The organism is Kitasatospora sp. NPDC001664, assembly GCF_053596675.1.
Map to the genome: position 1 here is coordinate 128,277 of NZ_JBSFGS010000019.1, position 16,820 is coordinate 145,096.

Genomic DNA, 16,820 nt, shown 5'->3' on the forward strand with positions numbered 1-16,820 from the left:
CCGAGGTCTCTCATTTCAGTCCGTGATACGAAGGGCGAGACAGACGAAGATCACGGGGGAGGCAGCGGTGGAGCGACCGCCGGAGGACTGGACGGCCGTCGAGCGGGGGCTCTGGGAGGCCTTCCGGCACGGGGAGCTGTACGACCTGCGCAGCTGGCGCGAAGACGGCGAGGACAGTGTCCTCAGCACCGCCGAGTGGCCCGAGAGCCGCCATGTACGGGCCGAGGTGCTGGCCACCCTGTTGCTCGACGGACCGCCGGCCGCCTCCGGCCGGGTCGCCTCGATCAAGCTCAGCGGCGCCTACGTCACCGGCGCGCTGCGCCTCGCCGGGGCCCGGATCGACCACTACGTCGAACTGCACGACTGCCGCTTCGAGAAGAAGGTGCTGATCTCCGAGGCACAGGCGAGCACACTCCGTCTGATCCGCTGTCTGATACCCCGGCTGGAGGCCTCCCGGCTGGCCACCGAGGGCGACCTGCACCTGGCCCGCTGCGTCTTCCCGCAGGGCATCCGGCTGACCGACGCCAAGATCGGCACCGACCTGCTGCTCAACCAGGCCACCATCGGCGGCGACAAGTTCGGCCGCGCCCTGGCCGCCGACGGCCTCAAGGTCCAGCAGGACTGCGAGATCGAGCGGGCCTTCGTGCACGGCGAGGTCTCCCTGCGCACCGCCCACATCGGCGGCCGGCTCTCCTTCCGCGGCGCCCAGCTGCACGCCGTGCCCGGCCGCTACTGCCTCAACCTGGCCCACATCGCCGTCGGCAACACCATGTACCTCGGCGGCTCGCTGGACGGCGGCTGGGCCGACTCCCACTCCATCTACGGCGACGGCTACGGCGCCCCCGTCCCGGTCGACTCCCCCTCCACCCCGCTGCGCTGCTTCGGCGGGGTCCGGCTGGTCGACGGCCGGTTCGAGAACGCGCTGCTGATCACCCACGCCGAGTTCCACCTGACGGAGGGTCAGGAGCTCTCGCTGCGCCGCATCCAGACCCCGGAACTGCGCTTCACCTGCCACACCCCGCCCACCGGCAAGGTCTCGCTCTCCCGCGCCCGGATCGGCAACCTGGTCGACAACCCCGCCAGCTGGCCGCAGGACGGCCACGTCGGCCTCAACGGCTTCACCTACGAATCCCTGCGCCCCGACCGTCCGTTCAGCGTCGAGCAGCGGATCGCCTGGCTGGAGGGCGCGCTCGGCGAGTACCAGCCCGAGCCCTACGAGCAGCTCGCCGCCGCGCTGCGCCGGGACGGCCGGGACGAGGACGCCCGCGAGGTCCTCTACGCCAAGCACCGCCGCCGCCGCAGCACCCTTCCCATCCTCAGCCGCCTCTGGGGCCGCCTCCAGGACTCCACCGTCGGCTACGGCTACCGCCCCGGCCGGGCCGCCCTCTGGCTCGCCCTCGCCTGGGCCCTCGGCGCCGCCTGGTTCGCCACCCACGAACCGGCCCCCCTCAAGGCCGACGAGAAGGCCACCTGGAACCCCTACCTCTACTCCCTCTCCAAGGTCATCCCCCTCATCAACCTCGCCCCCGACACCTGGAACCCCGACCGCACCGGCCAGTTCGTCGCCGCCGCCCTCGTCCTCTCCGGCTGGGTCCTCGCCACCACCGTCGTGGCCGGCGCGACGCGGATGCTCCAGCGGGGGTGACCGTGCGGGCCGTGCCCGTGCTGACGGGTAATCGGAGACAGGGGCGGGCGCGGCTGAACTACGCTGTGCGCCGTGACCGAACGCCTGCCGATCTTTCCGCTCAACACGGTGCTGTACCCCGGGTTGGTGCTGCCGCTGCACGTCTTCGAGGAGCGGTACCGGCGGCTGGTGGCCGATCTGGTGGCGCGGCCGGAGGAGGAGCCGCGGCGGTTCGGGGTCCTGGCGATCAAGGACGGGCGCGAGGTGGCGCCGGTGCGGGAGAACGAAGGGCCGGCCGGGCCGTTGGACGGGCTGGGGACGGTGACCGGGGATCCGCTGGAGGCGCTGCACCACATCGGGTGCGTGGCGGACGTGGCCTCGGTGCAGGAGCAGCCGGACGGGCAGTACGAGCTGCTGGTGACCGGGACGACCCGGTTCTGGCTGCGCTCGGTGGACGTGACGGGCCCTTACCTGGTCGGTGAGATCGAGCCGATCGAGGAGAGGACGGGCGACGGCGCCGGGGCCCTGGCCTCCGGGGTGGAGCGGGCGTTCCGCGCGTACCAGCAGAAGCTGGCGGGCGCCAAGGAGGTCAGCCTGACCGGGCAGTCCGAGCTGCCGAACGATCCGCAGGTGCTGTCGTACCTGGTCGCGGCGGCGGCCGTGCTGCCGACCCCGGTGAAGCAGGAGTTGCTGGCCTGCCCGGACACCGAGGAGCGGCTGACCAAGGAGCTGGAGCTGCTGCGGCGGGAGACGGCGGTGATCTCCTGGCTGCCGTCGGTGCCGGGGGTGGACCTGACCCGGCAGAGCTTCAGCCCGAACTGAGGGAGCGGCAGGTCGTGGCGAAGAAGAAGCAGAGCGGCGGGGGCGGCACGCCGGCGACGGTGGCCCTGGAGGCGGCGGGCGTGGAGTTCACCGTCCACGCGTACCAGCACGACCCGGCGGCCGCCTCGTACGGCGGGGAGGCGGCGGAGCTGCTCGGGATCGAGGCCGGGCGGGTGTTCAAGACGCTGGTGGCCGAGGTGGACGGGAAGCTGACCGTCGGAGTGGTGCCGGTCTCCGGGCAGCTCGACCTCAAGGCGCTGGCCGGGGCGGTCGGCGGCAAGCGGGCGGCGATGGCCGACCCGGCTGCGGCCGAGCGGAGCAGCGGGTACGTGCTCGGCGGGATCTCGCCGCTGGGGCAGCGGAAGGCGCTGCCGACGGTGGTGGACGCGAGTGCGCTGGAGCACCCGACGGTGTACGTCTCGGCCGGGCGGCGGGGCCTGGAGGTCGAGCTGGCCCCGGCGGACCTGGTCGCGCTGACCCGGGCGGGAGTGGCCCGGATCGGCCGCTGACGGTTCGCCGGGCGGTGACGGTGGACGGAACACCTCGGCCCCGGGCCCGCTGATCGCGGGACCGGGGCCGACGCCGTTGTGACCGGACGGGCTGAGCCCCCGTCAGCGAGCGGGGTCGGGGCCGCCCGGGGCGGGCGGCGGTACCGGGCCGTCGGCGGGCGGGGCCGGGGGCTGCGGGGCGGCCCAGGGGTCGGTGGCGGGCTGACCGCCCGGCTGCGGGGCGGCGCCCCACTGCGGCTGGGGCCGGGAGTCGGGCTGCGGCCAGTTCGGGCCGGGCCAGTCGGGGCCCGCCCAGTACGGGGACGGGTCGGGCTCGCGCTTGCCGAAGGCGGCCGAGAGGGCGAGCAGCAGGATCATCGCGGCCATCGGCCAGACCAGCAGGGCGCCGTGCGCGCCGAGCTCCAGGGCGGCGCTGAACCGCACGCCCTGCCCGGCCTTCTTGGCGTTGGCGACCACGTCGGTGGAGGGGCCCAGCCGGGTGCCGATCTGCCAGGCGATGACCGAGCCGCCCAGGCCGCCGGCCGCCAGCCCGGCCGCGACGGCGATGCCGCCTCCCCGGGCCCGCGTCAGCACGAAGGCGACCAAGGCGCAGAGCACGCCCGCGCCGAGGCCCAGCAGGGCGAAGGTGCCGTCGGCACCGGCCCGCTGCTCGCCCTCGGGGTCGACGTAGCGGATCGCGTCGCTGCCGGCGACCAGCATCACCCGGGGGGCCAACCAGAGCCAGAGGGCGCCCATGACCGCGCCGAGCACCACACCGGCCGCCGTGATGACCGCACCGACCTTCAGCTCCGGCCCGAGCGGGCGCCGTTCCCGGGCGGGCGGCGGCGGCGGCAGGTACGGGTCGGGCTGGACGGGGTACGGCTGGTACTGCTGCTGGGGCTGGGGCGGCGGCTCGGGAGCGGAATCCGCAGGGGTGTTCGGTACGGTCACCGGCCCATCGTTTCACGTCGTGCCGACGGACGGACGCCCAACCCGAAGCCGGGCCCAACCCCCGGTGAACGCCTGGCGGGTCCGCAGGACGCCCCCGACGGAGTGTCAGCGGGTGGCGGCCCGGCGGTAGGCCCACGTCGCGACTGCCAGCGAGACCAGGCCGACCGCGCCGCACACCGTCAGGTCACGGAGCACGGCGGCCCAGTCCGGTGCGGCCGCGAAACTGCGGGCGAAGGCCTCGACCCCGTACGTGGACGGCAGCAGGTCGCGCAGCAGCAGGACCGGCCCGGGCAGTTGGTCCACCGGGAGGACGCCGAGCAGCAGCGCCGCCGACATGCCGAGCTGGCCCAGCAGGGTGGCCAGCTCCTGACGGGGCGCCAGCAGCCCGCAGGCCGCGCCGATCCCGGCCAGCGCCGCGCCCGCCAGCGGGACGACCGCGAGCAGCACCCACAGGTGCCCCATCGGCAGCGAGAACATCCAGGCCCCGACCCCGGCCGTGACCAGCGCGCCCGGCACGGTGAACGAGGCGTACGCGGCCGCCGCGCCCAGCACCACCGCGGCCGGCCGGACCGGGAGGGTGGCGTAGTGGTCCAGGCCGCCGGTGGCCCGGAGCTTGCCGAAGTACTGGGCCAGCAGGTTGAGCGCCACGAAGGCGACCACCAGCACGCTGGACCCGGCCACCACCGAACGGGCGGCCTCGACCTCCTCCGGCCCGACCACGCCGCGCATCATCAGCAGGATGCCGAGCGACTGGAAGGTGGCCACGAACAGCAGCGGGATCCGCGCCACCTTGGCCCGGGCGAGCTGCGCCCGGTAGACCGCGGCCATCGAGGGCAGCAGTCGGGCGGCCGGGGCCAGCGGGGCCTCGGCCGCGACGGGCCCGGCCGCCACCGTCAGGGGTACGTCGAGCACGGTCACCGGGGCTGCCCTCCGGGGCGGTGGTCACGGGTCGTCAGGTGGTCACAGGCCGTCAGGTCTGCGCGGAGCCGGCTCACCGGGCCAGCCCCTCGTGCCGGCCGCCGAGCTTGAGGTAGGCGTCCTCCAGGCTCGGGGTGGCCAGGGTGAAGTCGTCCAGGGCGGCGAAGGCGGGGCCGGTGGTGACGGCGGCGACCAGTTCGCGGGCCTCGTCGGGGGTGGTGCGGACGGTCCAGCGGCGGCCGGTGCGGGCGGCCCGGGCGGCCAGCTCGGCGACGGCGGGCACGTCCATCGGGGCCTCGGTCCGCCAGACCAGGTCCAGCCGGACGTCGCCGTCCACCAGGGCCTTGAGGCCGCCGGGCGTGTCGCAGGCGATGATCCGGCCCTCGTCCACCACCGCGACCCGGTCGAGCACGGTCTCGGCCTCGATCACGTTGTGGGTCACCAGCAGCACCGTGGTGCCGCGCTCGGCGCGGCGGCGGTCGACGGCCGACCAGACCGCGCGGCGGGCCACCGGGTCCATCCCGCTGGTGGGCTCGTCCAGCACCAGCAGCGGCCGCTCCCCCACCAGCACGGCGGCGAAGCAGGCCAGCCGGCGCTGACCGCCCGACAGCTTGGCCAGCGGGCGGGCGGCGATGCCCTCCAGCCCGAGCTCGGCCAGCACCGCGGCGGTCTCGCTCCGGGCCTCGGCCCGGCTCAGGCCGCGCAGGCGTCCGGTGGTCTCGGCGGCCAGGGCCACCGTCAGCTCGTCCAGGGCGGTGGACTCCTGGCCCAGGTAGCCGAGCAGCCGGGCGGCCCGTTCGGGGTGGCGCACGACGTCGTGGCCGAGGATCTCGATCGAGCCGCGGTCGGGGCGGAGCAGCCCGGTGAGCTGGCGCACCAGGGTGGACTTGCCGGCGCCGTTCGGGCCGAGCAGCCCGAACACCTCGCCGCGTCGCACGTCGAGCGAGATCCCGTCGTTGGCCCGGATCTCGCCCGCCCTGCTGCGGTAGCTCTTGGCAAGGTCCCGGACGGTGCAGCACTGCCCGGCCGCCAGGCCGGAACCGCCGAGTGCGCCTTGCGGCGTGGGCCGTGGTGCCCGCCGGTCGGTGTCGCTCACGGACGAAGACTCTACGCGCTGCCCCGGACCAACCGGACAAGGGGCCCCATACGACTCCGTCAGGTCCACCGGGGCACCGCACCCGGACCGCCGCCGGGCCGCCGTACCGGCCCGAGGACGAACGGTCCGCGCACGTCCTACCGGGTGCCGCCGATCGTGGACGCCGGACCCGGCGTCACTCCTGGGCGACCGCCAGGCCGGGGCGGGGCACCGCCTCGGCGAAGGCGTCCCAGAACCCGGCCCGGATGGCGTAGCGGTGCTCCTCGTCGATCTGGTCGTCATGGGCGGCGAGCAGGCCGAAGCGGGCGGCGTAGCGGAGCAGTTCGGCGTCCAGCCGGTGCGGGATGCGCGGGTGGTCGGCCCAGAGGCGGGTGAGCACGGTCTCCGTGCCCAGCCGGGAGAGCCAGCGGAGGGCGAAGCGGCGGCCGACCGCCTGGGCGTCGGCCGGGGCCTCGGTGGAGTCCTCCTCGCGGTCGGCCCAGCGCTGCTCGGGGCGGGTGAGCTCGGCCAGGGTGGGCGGGCCGGCCGGGACGGGGGCGGGGACGGGCACGGGGGCCGCGCCGAGCCGCTCCGAGGACCAGCGGAGCACCAGGGCGGGCGGCGTGCCGGGGCCCGGCCGCACGGCCAGGTCACGCGGGGTCGGCACCACCCGCAGCCCCGTCGGCCGGGGCAGCGCCACGGCGGCGGGCGCCTCGGGCTCCGGCTCCGGGCCGGCGGGAGGTGACGCCCCGTCGGGAAGGGCCGGGGCCGGGCCCACCCGGGCCGGACCCGCTGCCGCCAGCGGGAGCGGGGTCTGGAGTTCGCGCGGCTGGGCCCAGCGCTCGACGAAGGCCCGGTCCAGCACCTGCCGCTCGTCGGCCTCGGCGACCAGGTCCTCGGACTGGTTGAAGTCGTGCTCCACCGGCTGCACCGCCCACAGGTGCACCACCACGCCGTGCTCCTTGGCGCAGACCATCCCGGGCAGCAGGTCACCGTCGCCGCTGAGCAGCACCAGGTCGGCGCAGGCCCGGTTGTGGGCGAGCTCGGTGAGCTCGGCGTGCATCGCGGCGTCCACGCCCTTCTGCACCCAGCGCCCCTCGGCCCGGGTCAGTGCGCCGAGCCGGACGGTGACCCGGGGCAGGCTGCGCAGCCGGCGGTGCTCGGGCAGCGAGCGGCGGTCGGGCGCGGCGTCGAACCAGTAGATCCGCAGCAGCGGCAGCCCGGTCTCGGCCTCGGCCCGCTCCGCCAGCGCGGCGGCCAGCGCGGCGTGATCGACCGTCAGCCGGGCCCGGCTGGGCTGGCCGGTCAGCAGGTTGGCCGTCGCACCCAGCAGGTACCCGGCGTCCACCAGGACGACGCAGCGGTCCACTCCGCACCACTTCCCTCCGGAAGGCCGCCGGGCGGGGGTGGAGGCTGTGGGGGCCCGCTCCGGCAGCGGGCCGGCGGTCGGGCTCGCACCGCCGGTGGGCACTCTTTACCCCCCGATCGCCCGGCGAACCGTTCCGCCTCGCCGGGCGCCCGCGCGAGCGCACCCGCGCGCACACGCACCGATGACGCCCCGGTCGGGCCGCGTGGCGCGTCACCCGCCGCTTCACCGGCGGCCGGGGCGGCACCGGTCATACTGGAACGATCATGCGGAAGACCAGAGTCGTGCTGTACCTGGTGACGGCCCTGGCGGCGGGGGCCGTCCTGCTGGCCCCGAAGGTCGGCGTGGACGCCTCGCGCGGCGACACGACGGTGACCTCGGTCTCGGTCAACGACGGACGGCCGATCGTGCTCGGCGCCGCCGAAGGGGCCGCGGTGCCGCTGGTGCTGACGGCCCGTGACGGCTCGGGGATCGCCTCGGTCGGCCCGATCGGGGTCTGGGGACCGCGCTACGGGGTGCTCGGGGTCAGCCCGCTGGAGTGCACGGCGGAGGGCACGGCCACCACCTGCCGGGGGACGGTGACGGTCCGTCCGACGCGGCGGGAGATCTTCGACGACGAGGCCGGCACCTGGTTCGTCGACCTCAAGGTGCGGGCCCGGGACGGGGACCGGTACGTGAACCAGACCGCGGGCGGCTTCTCGATCAAGCAGGCGACCCGGCTGGACCTCGGCGGGGTCACCGGGCGGGCCGCGCCCGGCGAGGAGCTGAAGGTCACCGGCCGGCTGGAGCGGGCCTCCTGGCAGGACCAGCGGTACCACGCCTACCCGGGCGGACTCGTCCGCCTCCAGTTCCGCGCGGCCTGGAGCGACGTCTGGACCACCGTCGCGGAGGCCTACGCGCAGGCGGACGGGACGGTGGGGGCGACCGTCCCGGCGGCGGAGTCCGGGGCCTTCCAGTGGTACTACCCCGGCGACGCGTGGGTCGGCGAGGCGCTCTCGCGCGTGGTGCCGGTCAGCGTCGGCTGACCGGCACCACGGGGCGCACGGGGAGTACCGCGCGGGAGGGGGAGCGCTGACGAGGTGTCAGGCCTGGAGCTCGGCGGCCACCAGCTCGGCGATCTGGACCGCGTTCAGCGCCGCGCCCTTGCGCAGGTTGTCGTTGGAGAGGAACAGCGCGAGGCCGTTCTCCACCGTCTCGTCCACCCGGATCCGGCCGACGTAGGACGGGTCCTTGCCGGCGGCCTGGAGCGGGGTGGGGATCTCGGAGAGCTCCACGCCCGGGGCCTCGGCGAGCAGCTCGTAGGCGCGCTCGACGCTGATCGGGGAGTCGAAGCGGGCGTTCACCTGGAGCGAGTGGCCGGAGAAGACCGGGACGCGGACGCAGGTGCCGGAGACCTTGAGCTCCGGGATGCCGAGGATCTTGCGGGACTCGTGGCGGAGCTTCTGCTCCTCGTCGGTCTCGAAGGAGCCGTCGTCCACCAGGTTGCCCGCGAGCGGCACCACGTTGAAGGCGATCGGGCGCTGGTAGACGCCCGGGTTGCTGGCCTTCACGGCCTCGCCGTCGAAGGCCAGCTGGTCGGCCTGCTCGGCGATCTCGCAGGCCTGACGGTGCAGCTCGGCCACGCCGGCCAGGCCGGAGCCGGAGACGGCCTGGTAGGTGGTGGCGACCAGCGCGGCGAGGCCGGCCTCGTCGTGCAGCGGGCGCAGCACCGGCATGGCGGCCATGGTGGTGCAGTTCGGGTTGGCGATGATGCCCTTGGGGCGGTTCGCGATCGCGTCCGGGTTGACCTCGGAGACCACCAGCGGGACCTCGGGGTCGCGGCGCCAGGCCGAGGAGTTGTCGATCACCACGGCGCCGGCGGCGGCGACCTTGGGGGCCAGCGCCTTGGAGGTGGACCCGCCGGCCGAGAAGATCACGATGTCCAGACCGGAGTAGTCGGCGGTCTCGGCGTCCTCGACGGTGACCTCGCCGTCCTGCCACGGCAGCGTCTTGCCAGCCGAACGGGCCGAGGCGAACAGGCGCAGCTCCGTCACCGGGAACTTGCGCTCCGCCAGAATGCCGCGAACGACTCCACCGACCTGGCCGGTGGCACCAACGATGCCGATCCTCATCGGGTTACTCCTCCTGTGTTGTGCTCGATCAGAAGTCCGCACACTCCGCCCATCATGCCTGGTCGGACGGGTGGGGTGGGACCGCATTCCACTGGGTGGGCGGGGCCCCTGGGCGCGGCAACGGAAAACCGGCGGCCACGGTGACCGGGCACCCCGGATTCGCCGGTGGGCGGGCTGCGGTGCTGGAAGAATCCGTCCGGGCGAAAATCCGATACCGGGTCGGCTCACGGACCGTCAGGCGGCGGGCGCGGGCGGCCGACGGGGCCCGCGCCCCGACGCCTCGCGCCCCGACGGACGCACCCCGCGAGGCCTCAGCGGTCTCCGACGGCCTCCAGGGCGGCCAGGGCGGCGGCCACCGACTCCGGCCCGGCCGGGAGCAGCGGGAGCCGCACGCCCGGGGTGGGGATGCGGCCCCGGGCGTGCAGCACGCCCTTGATGACGGTCGGGTTGGGCTCGGCGAAGCAGGCCGCCGAGAGGCGGGCCAGGAGCAGACCGAGGGCGCGGTCGCCGGTGGCGGTGAGCTCCACGAAGGAGCCGGTGGCCAGGTGGGCCGAGGCCAGGATGCCGCCGGTGGCTCCCATCGCGAGCAGCGGCAGCAGGAAGGGGTCGTCCCCGGCCAGCACCGCGAAGCGGGGCGGCAGGTCGGCGAGGAGTGCGACGGTCTCGCCGTCGATGCCGCCCGCGGCGTACTTGACCCCGGCCACGCCCTCCAGCGCGCCGATCCGGCGCAGCGCCTCCGCGTCCAGCGCCTGCCCGGTGCGGTAGGGGATGTGATAGACGATCAGCGGCACCGGGCTGCCGGCCGCCAGCGCCTCGAAGTGCGCCAGCGCGCCCGCGGCGCCGGGCCGGGTGAAGGCCGGGACGGTGACCAGCGCGGCGTCGGCCACCCCGGCCAGCTCGCCGAGCGCGGCCACCGTGCGGCGGGTGTCGTTGCCGCCGGTGCCCACGGTGAGCACCGCGCCGTGGTCGCGGGCGGCCTTGGCGCAGACCTCGACCACGGCCCGCTTCTCGTCCTCGTCGAGGGTGGCCACCTCGGCGGTGGTGCCGAGCGCGACCAGTCCGGCCGCGCCCTCGGCGAGCGCCTCGCGGGCCAGCCCGTCGAGAGCGTCCAGGGCGAGGGTGCCGTCGGCCTCGAACGGGGTGATCAGCGGGACGTGGATGCCGTGGAGTTCCATGCTCCGAGCCTCTCCCCCGACGGCTCGTCAGGTCCAGTTCTGATTTCCGAGGCTTTGCGTAAGCTCAGCCTGTGCTCGACGTCCGCCGCCTCCGGCTGCTCCGTGAACTGGCCCACCGCGGCACCATCGCCGCCGTCGCCGAATCGCTGGCCTTCAGCGCCTCGGCGGTCTCCCAGCAGCTCTCGGTGCTGGAGCGGGAGGCGGGCGTGCCGCTGCTGGAGCGCACCGGCCGCCGGGTGGCGCTCACCCCGGCCGGGTTGAACCTGGTCCGGCACGCCGAGGCGGTGCTGGAGCGGCTGGAGCAGGCATCGGCCGAACTGGCCGACGCCCGGCGGGGGTTGGCGGGCCCGCTGCGTATCGGGACCTACCCGTCGGCGGCCCGGGCGATCATCCCGGGCGCGCTCGCCGCGCTGGCCCGCGAGCACCCCGGGCTGGTGCCGATGGTGACGGAGGTCGACCCGGCGCTGGTCGCGGCGATGCTGCGGGCCGGGGAGCTGGACGTGGCCCTGGTGCACGAGTACGACTTCGTGCCGGCCGACCCGGAGCCGGGGCTGGCGGCCGAGCCGCTGTTCACCGAGCCGATGTACCTGGCCGCACCCGCGCCGGGGGCGGTCGCGGACCACCGGGAGAGCCGGTGGATCGTCTCCCCGCACGGCACGCTCTGCCACACCATGGTGGTCCGGGCCTGCCAGGCCTCCGGCTTCACCCCGCTGATCGCGCACCAGATCGACGACTTCGCGACGGTGCTCGCGCTGGTCGCGGTGGGCCAGGGCGTGGCCCTCGTCCCGCACCTCGGCGCCTCCCCCGCACCCCCCGGCGTCCAGCTCACCAGGCTGCCGATGGCCCGCCGCACCAGGACCGCGTTCCGGGCCGGCGCGGGCCGCCACCCGGCCGTCGCGGCCTTCGTCTCGGCGGTCCGCGAGGCCCTCCCGGAGGACCTTCGCGGACCGTCCGAAGACGCTCCGTGACGGACCCGCGAGGGTAACTTCAGGAGTCTCAGGAGCGCGCTAGGGTGGGGTCTTCCGTCTAGCCTGAGGAGCCGTCCCACCGTGGCCGACAGCTTTGTTCACCTGCATGTCCACACCGAGTACTCGATGCTCGACGGAGCTGCGAAGAACGGGAAGCTGTTCGGCGAGGTGGCCAAGCAGGGCATGCCCGCGATCGCGATGAGCGACCACGGCAACATGTTCGGCGCGTACGAGTTCTTCCAGACCTCGAAGAAGTTCGACGGCGTCACCCCGATCATCGGCATCGAGGCGTACGTCGCCCCCGGCTCCCGCTTCGAGAAGAAGCCGGTCTTCTGGGCCCCGGGCGGCAAGCGCGAGGTGAGCGCGGACGGCGAGGGCGGCAAGGACGTCTCCGGCGGCGGCCGCTACACCCACATGACCATGTGGGCGCAGAACGCCACCGGTCTGCGGAACCTCTTCAAGCTCTCCTCCCTCGCGTCGATGGAGGGCTACTACATGAAGCCCCGGATGGACCGCGAGCTGATCGCCGCGAACGCCGCCGGGATCATCGCCACCACCGGCTGCCCCTCCGGCGAGGTGCAGACCCGCCTGCGGCTCGGCCAGTACGAGGAGGCCGTCAAGGCCGCCGACGCCTACCAGCAGATCTTCGGCCGGGAGAACTACTTCCTGGAGCTGATGGACCACGACCTGTCCATCGAGCGCGACGTCCGGGACGGCCTGCTCCGCCTCGCCAAGCAGCTGGACATCCCGCTGCTGGCCACCAACGACTCGCACTACGTGACGGCCGATCAGGCCGACGCCCACGACTCGCTGCTCTGCGTCGGCGTGGGCAAGAACAAGGACGACCCGAACCGCTTCAAGTTCCAGGGCACCGGTTACTACATCAAGACCGCCGACGAGATGCAGGAGCTCTTCCGCGAGCTCCCCGAGGCGTGCCGCAACACCCTGGAGATCGCCTCCCGGATCGAGGCGTACGACGAGGTCTTCAACTACGTCGACCGGATGCCGCAGTTCGACGTGCCCGAGGGCGAGACCCAGGCCTCGTACCTGCGCAAGAAGATCGCCGAGGGGGTGCAGCACCGGTACGGGGACAACCCGAGCCAGGAGGTGCTGGACCGGATCGAGCTGGAGATGGGCGTCATCTCCCCGATGGGCTTCGACGCGTACTTCCTCGTGGTCGCCGACATCTGCCAGTACGGCCGGGACAACGGGATCTCGGTCGGCCCCGGCCGTGGTTCGGCGGCCGGCTCGATGGTGGCGTACCTCACCGGCATCACCCAGCTGGACCCGCTGGAGCACGACCTGCTGTTCGAGCGCTTCCTGAACCCCGAGCGCATCAACCCCCCGGACGTCGACATCGACTTCGACGACCGCCAGCGCGACCAGATGGTGCGCTACGTCACCGACAAGTACGGCGAGGCGTACACCGCCCAGGTGAACACCTTCGGCACCATCAAGGCCAAGGCGGCCGTGAAGGACGCCAACCGCATCCTGGGCTACCCGTTCGCGATGGGCGACCGGATCACCAAGGCGATGCCGCCGGACGTGATGGGCAAGGGCGTCCCGCTCGCCGACCTGTTCAACGAGAAGCACCCTCGCTACAACGAGGGCACCGAGATCCGGAACATGTACGGCAACGAGCCGGACGTGAAGAAGATCATCGACACCGGCCTGGGCATCGAGGGTCTGATCCGCGGCACCGGCGTGCACGCCGCGGCGGTCATCCTCTCCTCCACGCCACTGCTGGAACTGATCCCGCTGCACAAGCGGGACAAGGACGGCGTGATCATCACCGGCTTCGACTACCCGTCGTGCGAAGCCATGGGCCTGATCAAGATGGACTTCCTGGGTCTGCGGAACCTGGGCATCATCGACCACTGCCTCAAGATCATCAAGTCCAACCGGGGCGCGGACGTCGACATCGAGAAGATCCCGATCGACGACCCGACGACCTACCAGATGCTGGCCCGCGGCGACACGCTCGGCGTGTTCCAGCTCGACGGCGGCCCCATGCGCGCCCTGCTGCGGCTGATGAAGCCCACCGAGTTCGCCGACATCTCCGCCGTCTCGGCGCTGTACCGCCCGGGCCCGATGGGCATGAACTCGCACACCAACTACGCGCTCCGCAAGAACGCGCAGCAGGAGATCCTGCCGATCCACCCGGAGCTGGAGGAGCCGCTCAAGGAGGTCCTCGGCCCCACCTACGGCCTGATCGTCTATCAGGAGCAGGTGCAGCGCGCCGCCCAGGTGCTGGCCGGCTACAGCCTCGGACAGGCCGACCTGCTCCGCCGCGCGATGGGCAAGAAGAAGAAGGAGGTCCTGGAGAAGGAGTTCGTCCCCTTCCACGCGGGCTGCAAGGAGCGCGGCTACTCGGACGAGGCGATCCAGGCGGTCTGGGACGTGCTGGTCCCGTTCGCCGGCTACGCGTTCAACAAATCGCACTCCGCCGCGTACGGCCTGGTCTCGTACCAGACGGCCTACCTCAAGGCGAACTACCCCGCCGAGTACATGGCCGCCCTGCTGACCTCGGTCGCGGACGACAAGGACAAGATGGCCGTCTACCTGGCCGAGTGCCGGGCCATGGGCATCAAGATCCTCTCCCCCGACGTCAACGAGTCGGTGGTCGACTTCACCGCCGTCGGCACCGACGTCCGCTTCGGCCTCAAGGCCGTCCGCAACGTCGGCGTCCCGGTCATCGAGTCGCTCGTCAACACCCGCAAGGAGAAGGGGAAGTACGCCTCCTTCGCGGACTTCCTCGACAAGGTCGAGCTGGTGGTCTGCAACAAGCGCACCGTCGACTCCCTGATCAAGGCCGGCGGCTTCGACTCGCTCGGGCACACCCGGCTCTCGCTCAACTCGGTGCACGAGAACGCGATCGACGCCGTCACCGGCGTCAAGAAGCAGCAGGCGATCGGCCAGGACGACCTGTTCGGCGCGATGGACACCGGCGAGGACATCCCCACCATCGGGCTGGACTTCGAGCTCACCGAGAAGGAGTGGCCGCGCAAGCAACTCCTCTCCCTGGAGCGGGAGATGCTCGGCCTCTACGTCTCCAGCCACCCGCTGGACGGCGCCGAGCACATCCTGGCCCGCAACCGCGACGTCTCCATCGCCGAACTGCTCGGCTCCGGCCGCTCCGAGGGCGAGGTCCGCCTCGCCGGCCTGATCACCGCCGTCGACCGCCGGATCAACAAGGCGGGCAACGCCTGGGCGATCATCACCCTGGCCGACCGTGACGGCTCGGTCGAGGTGCTGTTCTTCCCGGCCGCCTACAACCTGATGTCGGAGCAGATGGTCGAGGACAACGTGATCTCGATCCGCGGCCGGCTCAACGAACGCGACGGCGCGCTCAGCGTCTTCGGCCAGGAGATCGCCACCCTGGACGTCTCCTCCGCCGAGCACGGCGGCAAGCCGCCGATCCTGATCACCGTCCCGTCCAACCGGGTCAACCCCGAGATGGTCTCCGAGTTCAAGAGCGCCCTGCGCGCCCACCCCGGCGACGTCCCGGTCCGCCTGCTCACCACCTCGCGCGAGAAGAACACGCTCTTCGAGCTCGGCTTCCTGGTCAACCCCGACAACGGCGCCTTCGCCTCCGAGGTCAAGACCCTCCTCGGCCCCTCCGCCTGGAGCAACGCGCTGTAGCAGCAGGACATTCGAGGCCCCGATCGGTCAGCCGGACACCGGCAGGCCGGTCGGGGCCTTGACGCGCTTCATGATGATCTGGGAGTTGACCTCGGTGACGCCGACCAGGGTGGTGAGCTTCTCGATCCACAGGCGCTCGTAGGACTTGAGGTCGGCGACCGCGATCCGGAGCAGGCAGCCGGGGCTGCCGAACAGGCGGTAGGCCTCGATCACGTCGGGGATGTCCTGGAGGGCGGCCTCGAAGGCCTCGACCGCCTCCCGCTCGCGGCGGACCTCGACCGAGACCAGCACCTCGAAGCCCCGGCCCACCGCCTCCGGGTTGACCACGGCGCGGTAGCCCTCGATCACCCCGTCCTCCTCCAGCTGGCGGACCCGGCGCAGGCAGGGCGAGGGGGTGAGGCCGACCCGCTGGGCCAGCTCCTGGTTGCTGAGCCTGCCGTCGCGCTGGAGCTCGCGCAAGATGTCACGGTCGATGCGGTCCATGGCGCAATCCTATGCCCCGCTGTACGTCAGGTCGGGCAAGAATTGGCGATCCGATTGCGCGGCGATTCGCCTATTCTTGCGATGAGCGTTCCGCCACAGCGGAGACCGACACGGCAGCCCGGCCCAGGCGAACAGCCAGGGTCCGGGCTGCTCCCCATTTCCCGCCGCGCACCCACGCCCAGGAGGCAGCCATGGCACGGATCGTCGTGATCAGCACCGGTGGCACCATCGCCAGCCGCTGGCAGGGAGCGGGGTACGCGGCCGACGCGGACGGCGCGGAGGTCATGGAGACCGCCGCCGTGCCCGAGGGCGTGGAGGTCGAGGTCGTCGACCTGTTCAGCGTGAACAGCCCCCGGCTGACCACCCGTCACCAGCTGACCCTGCTGCGCACCGTGCACGAGGTGCTGGCCGACCCGGGCGTGGACGGCATCGTGGTCACCCACGGCACCGACACCCTGGAGGAGTCGGCCTTCCTGCTCGACCTGCACCACGACGACCCGCGCCCGGTGGTGTTCACCGGCGCGCAGCTGCCGATGGGCACGGCCGACGGCGACGGCCCGGGGAACCTGTACGACGCGCTGCTGACCGCCGCCACGGTGCGCGGCCTGGGCGTGCTGGTGGCCTTCGACGGCAAGGTGCACGCGGCCCGGGGCACCGTGAAGGTGCGGACCCTGGCGCCGGACGCGTTCGCCGACCCCTCCGGCCACCGGGTGGGCGACGTCGGCTTCGGCAGCGCGGTGATCCTCCGTCAGCCCGGGCGTCCCGCCCCGCTGGCGGTGCCGGAGCTGCCGGCGAGCTCCCCCCGGATCGACCTGGTGATGCACCACTCGGACGCCGACCCGGTGCTGTTCCGGGCCGCGCTGGCGGCCGGCGCGCAGGGCGTGGTGCTGGTCGCCACCGGTGCGGGCAACGCCACCCCCGAGTTCGTCGAGGCGGTCGCCGAGGCCACCGCGGCGGGCGTGCTGGTGGCGCTGACCACCCGGGTGGAGTCCGGCCCGGTGGCCGAGATCTACACCCACGGCGGCGCGGTGGACCTGGTCGCCGCCGGCGCGGTGCCGACCGGCACCCTGCGGGCCGGTCAGGCCCGGATCGCCGTCCTGTCGGCCGTGCTCGGCGCGGACGGACCGCAGGGCCGCACGGCGCTGCTGCGGCAGGCGCTGGCCGCCGACACACCGGTGCTCGCCGCCGCGTAGGCGC

Annotated in this window: 14 protein-coding genes; 7 read left to right on the top strand and 7 right to left on the bottom strand. The window is 73.4% G+C overall.

The genetic code is table 11. The features are described 5' to 3' along the window. The first annotated feature begins 67 nt into the window (after positions 1–67). From ACWCYY_RS25840 to ybaK, 3 genes are all read left to right on the top strand, one after another. A complete protein-coding gene (locus tag ACWCYY_RS25840) occupies positions 68–1,645 on the top strand; it encodes an oxidoreductase (RefSeq protein ID WP_449797382.1) in 1,578 nt (525 codons plus the stop codon). 72 nt (positions 1,646–1,717) lie between these two features. Further along, positions 1,718–2,446: an LON peptidase substrate-binding domain-containing protein gene (locus tag ACWCYY_RS25845; protein ID WP_449797383.1), complete on the top strand. Its 729-nt coding sequence runs from the start codon at positions 1,718–1,720 to the stop codon at positions 2,444–2,446. Positions 2,447–2,460: 14 nt separating this feature from the next. Then, positions 2,461–2,955 (top strand): Cys-tRNA(Pro) deacylase, encoded by a 495-nt coding sequence (ybaK, locus tag ACWCYY_RS25850; protein WP_345286397.1) that lies wholly within the window; start codon positions 2,461–2,463, stop codon positions 2,953–2,955. Between the two features lie 102 nt (positions 2,956–3,057). On the opposite strand, the gene ACWCYY_RS25855 is transcribed toward ybaK, so the two are convergent. The 4 genes from ACWCYY_RS25855 to ACWCYY_RS25870 form a co-directional block, all read right to left on the bottom strand. Continuing rightward, the gene (locus ACWCYY_RS25855) at positions 3,058–3,885 is read right to left on the bottom strand and encodes a hypothetical protein (RefSeq protein WP_345286398.1); all 828 of its coding nucleotides are present in this window, start codon (positions 3,883–3,885) and stop codon (positions 3,058–3,060) included. Positions 3,886–3,990: 105 nt separating this feature from the next. Further along, on the bottom strand, positions 3,991–4,803 hold the full coding sequence (locus tag ACWCYY_RS25860) for an ABC transporter permease (protein WP_449797384.1): 813 nt from the start codon (positions 4,801–4,803) through the stop codon (positions 3,991–3,993). Between the two features lie 73 nt (positions 4,804–4,876). Further along, on the bottom strand, positions 4,877–5,836 hold the full coding sequence (locus tag ACWCYY_RS25865) for an ABC transporter ATP-binding protein (protein ID WP_380148950.1): 960 nt from the start codon (positions 5,834–5,836) through the stop codon (positions 4,877–4,879). A 238-nt stretch (positions 5,837–6,074) separates the two neighbouring features. Continuing rightward, the gene (locus ACWCYY_RS25870) at positions 6,075–7,247 is read right to left on the bottom strand and encodes an NYN domain-containing protein (RefSeq protein WP_449797385.1); all 1,173 of its coding nucleotides are present in this window, start codon (positions 7,245–7,247) and stop codon (positions 6,075–6,077) included. A 263-nt stretch (positions 7,248–7,510) separates the two neighbouring features. Between ACWCYY_RS25870 and ACWCYY_RS25875 the strand changes: the two genes are divergently transcribed. Next, positions 7,511–8,269: a hypothetical protein gene (locus tag ACWCYY_RS25875; RefSeq protein WP_345286404.1), complete on the top strand. Its 759-nt coding sequence runs from the start codon at positions 7,511–7,513 to the stop codon at positions 8,267–8,269. A 57-nt stretch (positions 8,270–8,326) separates the two neighbouring features. On the opposite strand, the gene ACWCYY_RS25880 is transcribed toward ACWCYY_RS25875, so the two are convergent. Both ACWCYY_RS25880 and ACWCYY_RS25885 read right to left on the bottom strand, forming a co-directional pair. After that, the gene (locus ACWCYY_RS25880; RefSeq protein ID WP_345286406.1) at positions 8,327–9,355 is read right to left on the bottom strand and encodes an aspartate-semialdehyde dehydrogenase; all 1,029 of its coding nucleotides are present in this window, start codon (positions 9,353–9,355) and stop codon (positions 8,327–8,329) included. Between the two features lie 311 nt (positions 9,356–9,666). Then, positions 9,667–10,530 carry a dihydrodipicolinate synthase family protein gene (locus ACWCYY_RS25885; protein WP_449797386.1) on the bottom strand — a complete coding sequence of 288 codons (864 nt, stop codon included), beginning with the start codon at positions 10,528–10,530 and terminating at the stop codon, positions 9,667–9,669. A 71-nt stretch (positions 10,531–10,601) separates the two neighbouring features. On the opposite strand from ACWCYY_RS25885, the gene ACWCYY_RS25890 reads away from it, so the two are divergent. Continuing rightward, complete coding sequence (locus ACWCYY_RS25890; RefSeq protein ID WP_345286410.1) at positions 10,602–11,498, top strand: LysR family transcriptional regulator; 897 nt, start codon at positions 10,602–10,604, stop codon at positions 11,496–11,498. An 81-nt stretch (positions 11,499–11,579) separates the two neighbouring features. Beyond that, entirely contained in the window at positions 11,580–15,140 is a 3,561-nt protein-coding gene (dnaE, locus tag ACWCYY_RS25895) for a DNA polymerase III subunit alpha (RefSeq protein ID WP_345286412.1), read from the top strand. A gap of 27 nt (positions 15,141–15,167) precedes the next feature. On the opposite strand, the gene ACWCYY_RS25900 is transcribed toward dnaE, so the two are convergent. Continuing rightward, positions 15,168–15,623 carry an Lrp/AsnC family transcriptional regulator gene (locus ACWCYY_RS25900; protein ID WP_345286413.1) on the bottom strand — a complete coding sequence of 152 codons (456 nt, stop codon included), beginning with the start codon at positions 15,621–15,623 and terminating at the stop codon, positions 15,168–15,170. A gap of 191 nt (positions 15,624–15,814) precedes the next feature. Between ACWCYY_RS25900 and ACWCYY_RS25905 the strand changes: the two genes are divergently transcribed. Then, positions 15,815–16,816, top strand: coding sequence for an asparaginase (locus tag ACWCYY_RS25905; RefSeq protein ID WP_449797387.1), 1,002 nt, complete (start codon positions 15,815–15,817; stop codon positions 16,814–16,816). Positions 16,817–16,820: the final 4 nt, after the last annotated feature.

Excerpts from the sequence above, each read along its gene's own strand:
- ACWCYY_RS25875 (WP_345286404.1), top strand. The coding sequence starts at position 7,511 with ATGCGGAAGACCAGAGTCGTGCTGTACCTGGTGACGGCCCTGGCGGCG.
- ACWCYY_RS25880 (WP_345286406.1), bottom strand. The coding sequence starts at position 9,355 with ATGAGGATCGGCATCGTTGGTGCCACCGGCCAGGTCGGTGGAGTCGTT.
- ACWCYY_RS25885 (WP_449797386.1), bottom strand. The coding sequence starts at position 10,530 with ATGGAACTCCACGGCATCCACGTCCCGCTGATCACCCCGTTCGAGGCC.
- ACWCYY_RS25900 (WP_345286413.1), bottom strand. The coding sequence starts at position 15,623 with ATGGACCGCATCGACCGTGACATCTTGCGCGAGCTCCAGCGCGACGGC.
- ACWCYY_RS25905 (WP_449797387.1), top strand. The coding sequence starts at position 15,815 with ATGGCACGGATCGTCGTGATCAGCACCGGTGGCACCATCGCCAGCCGC.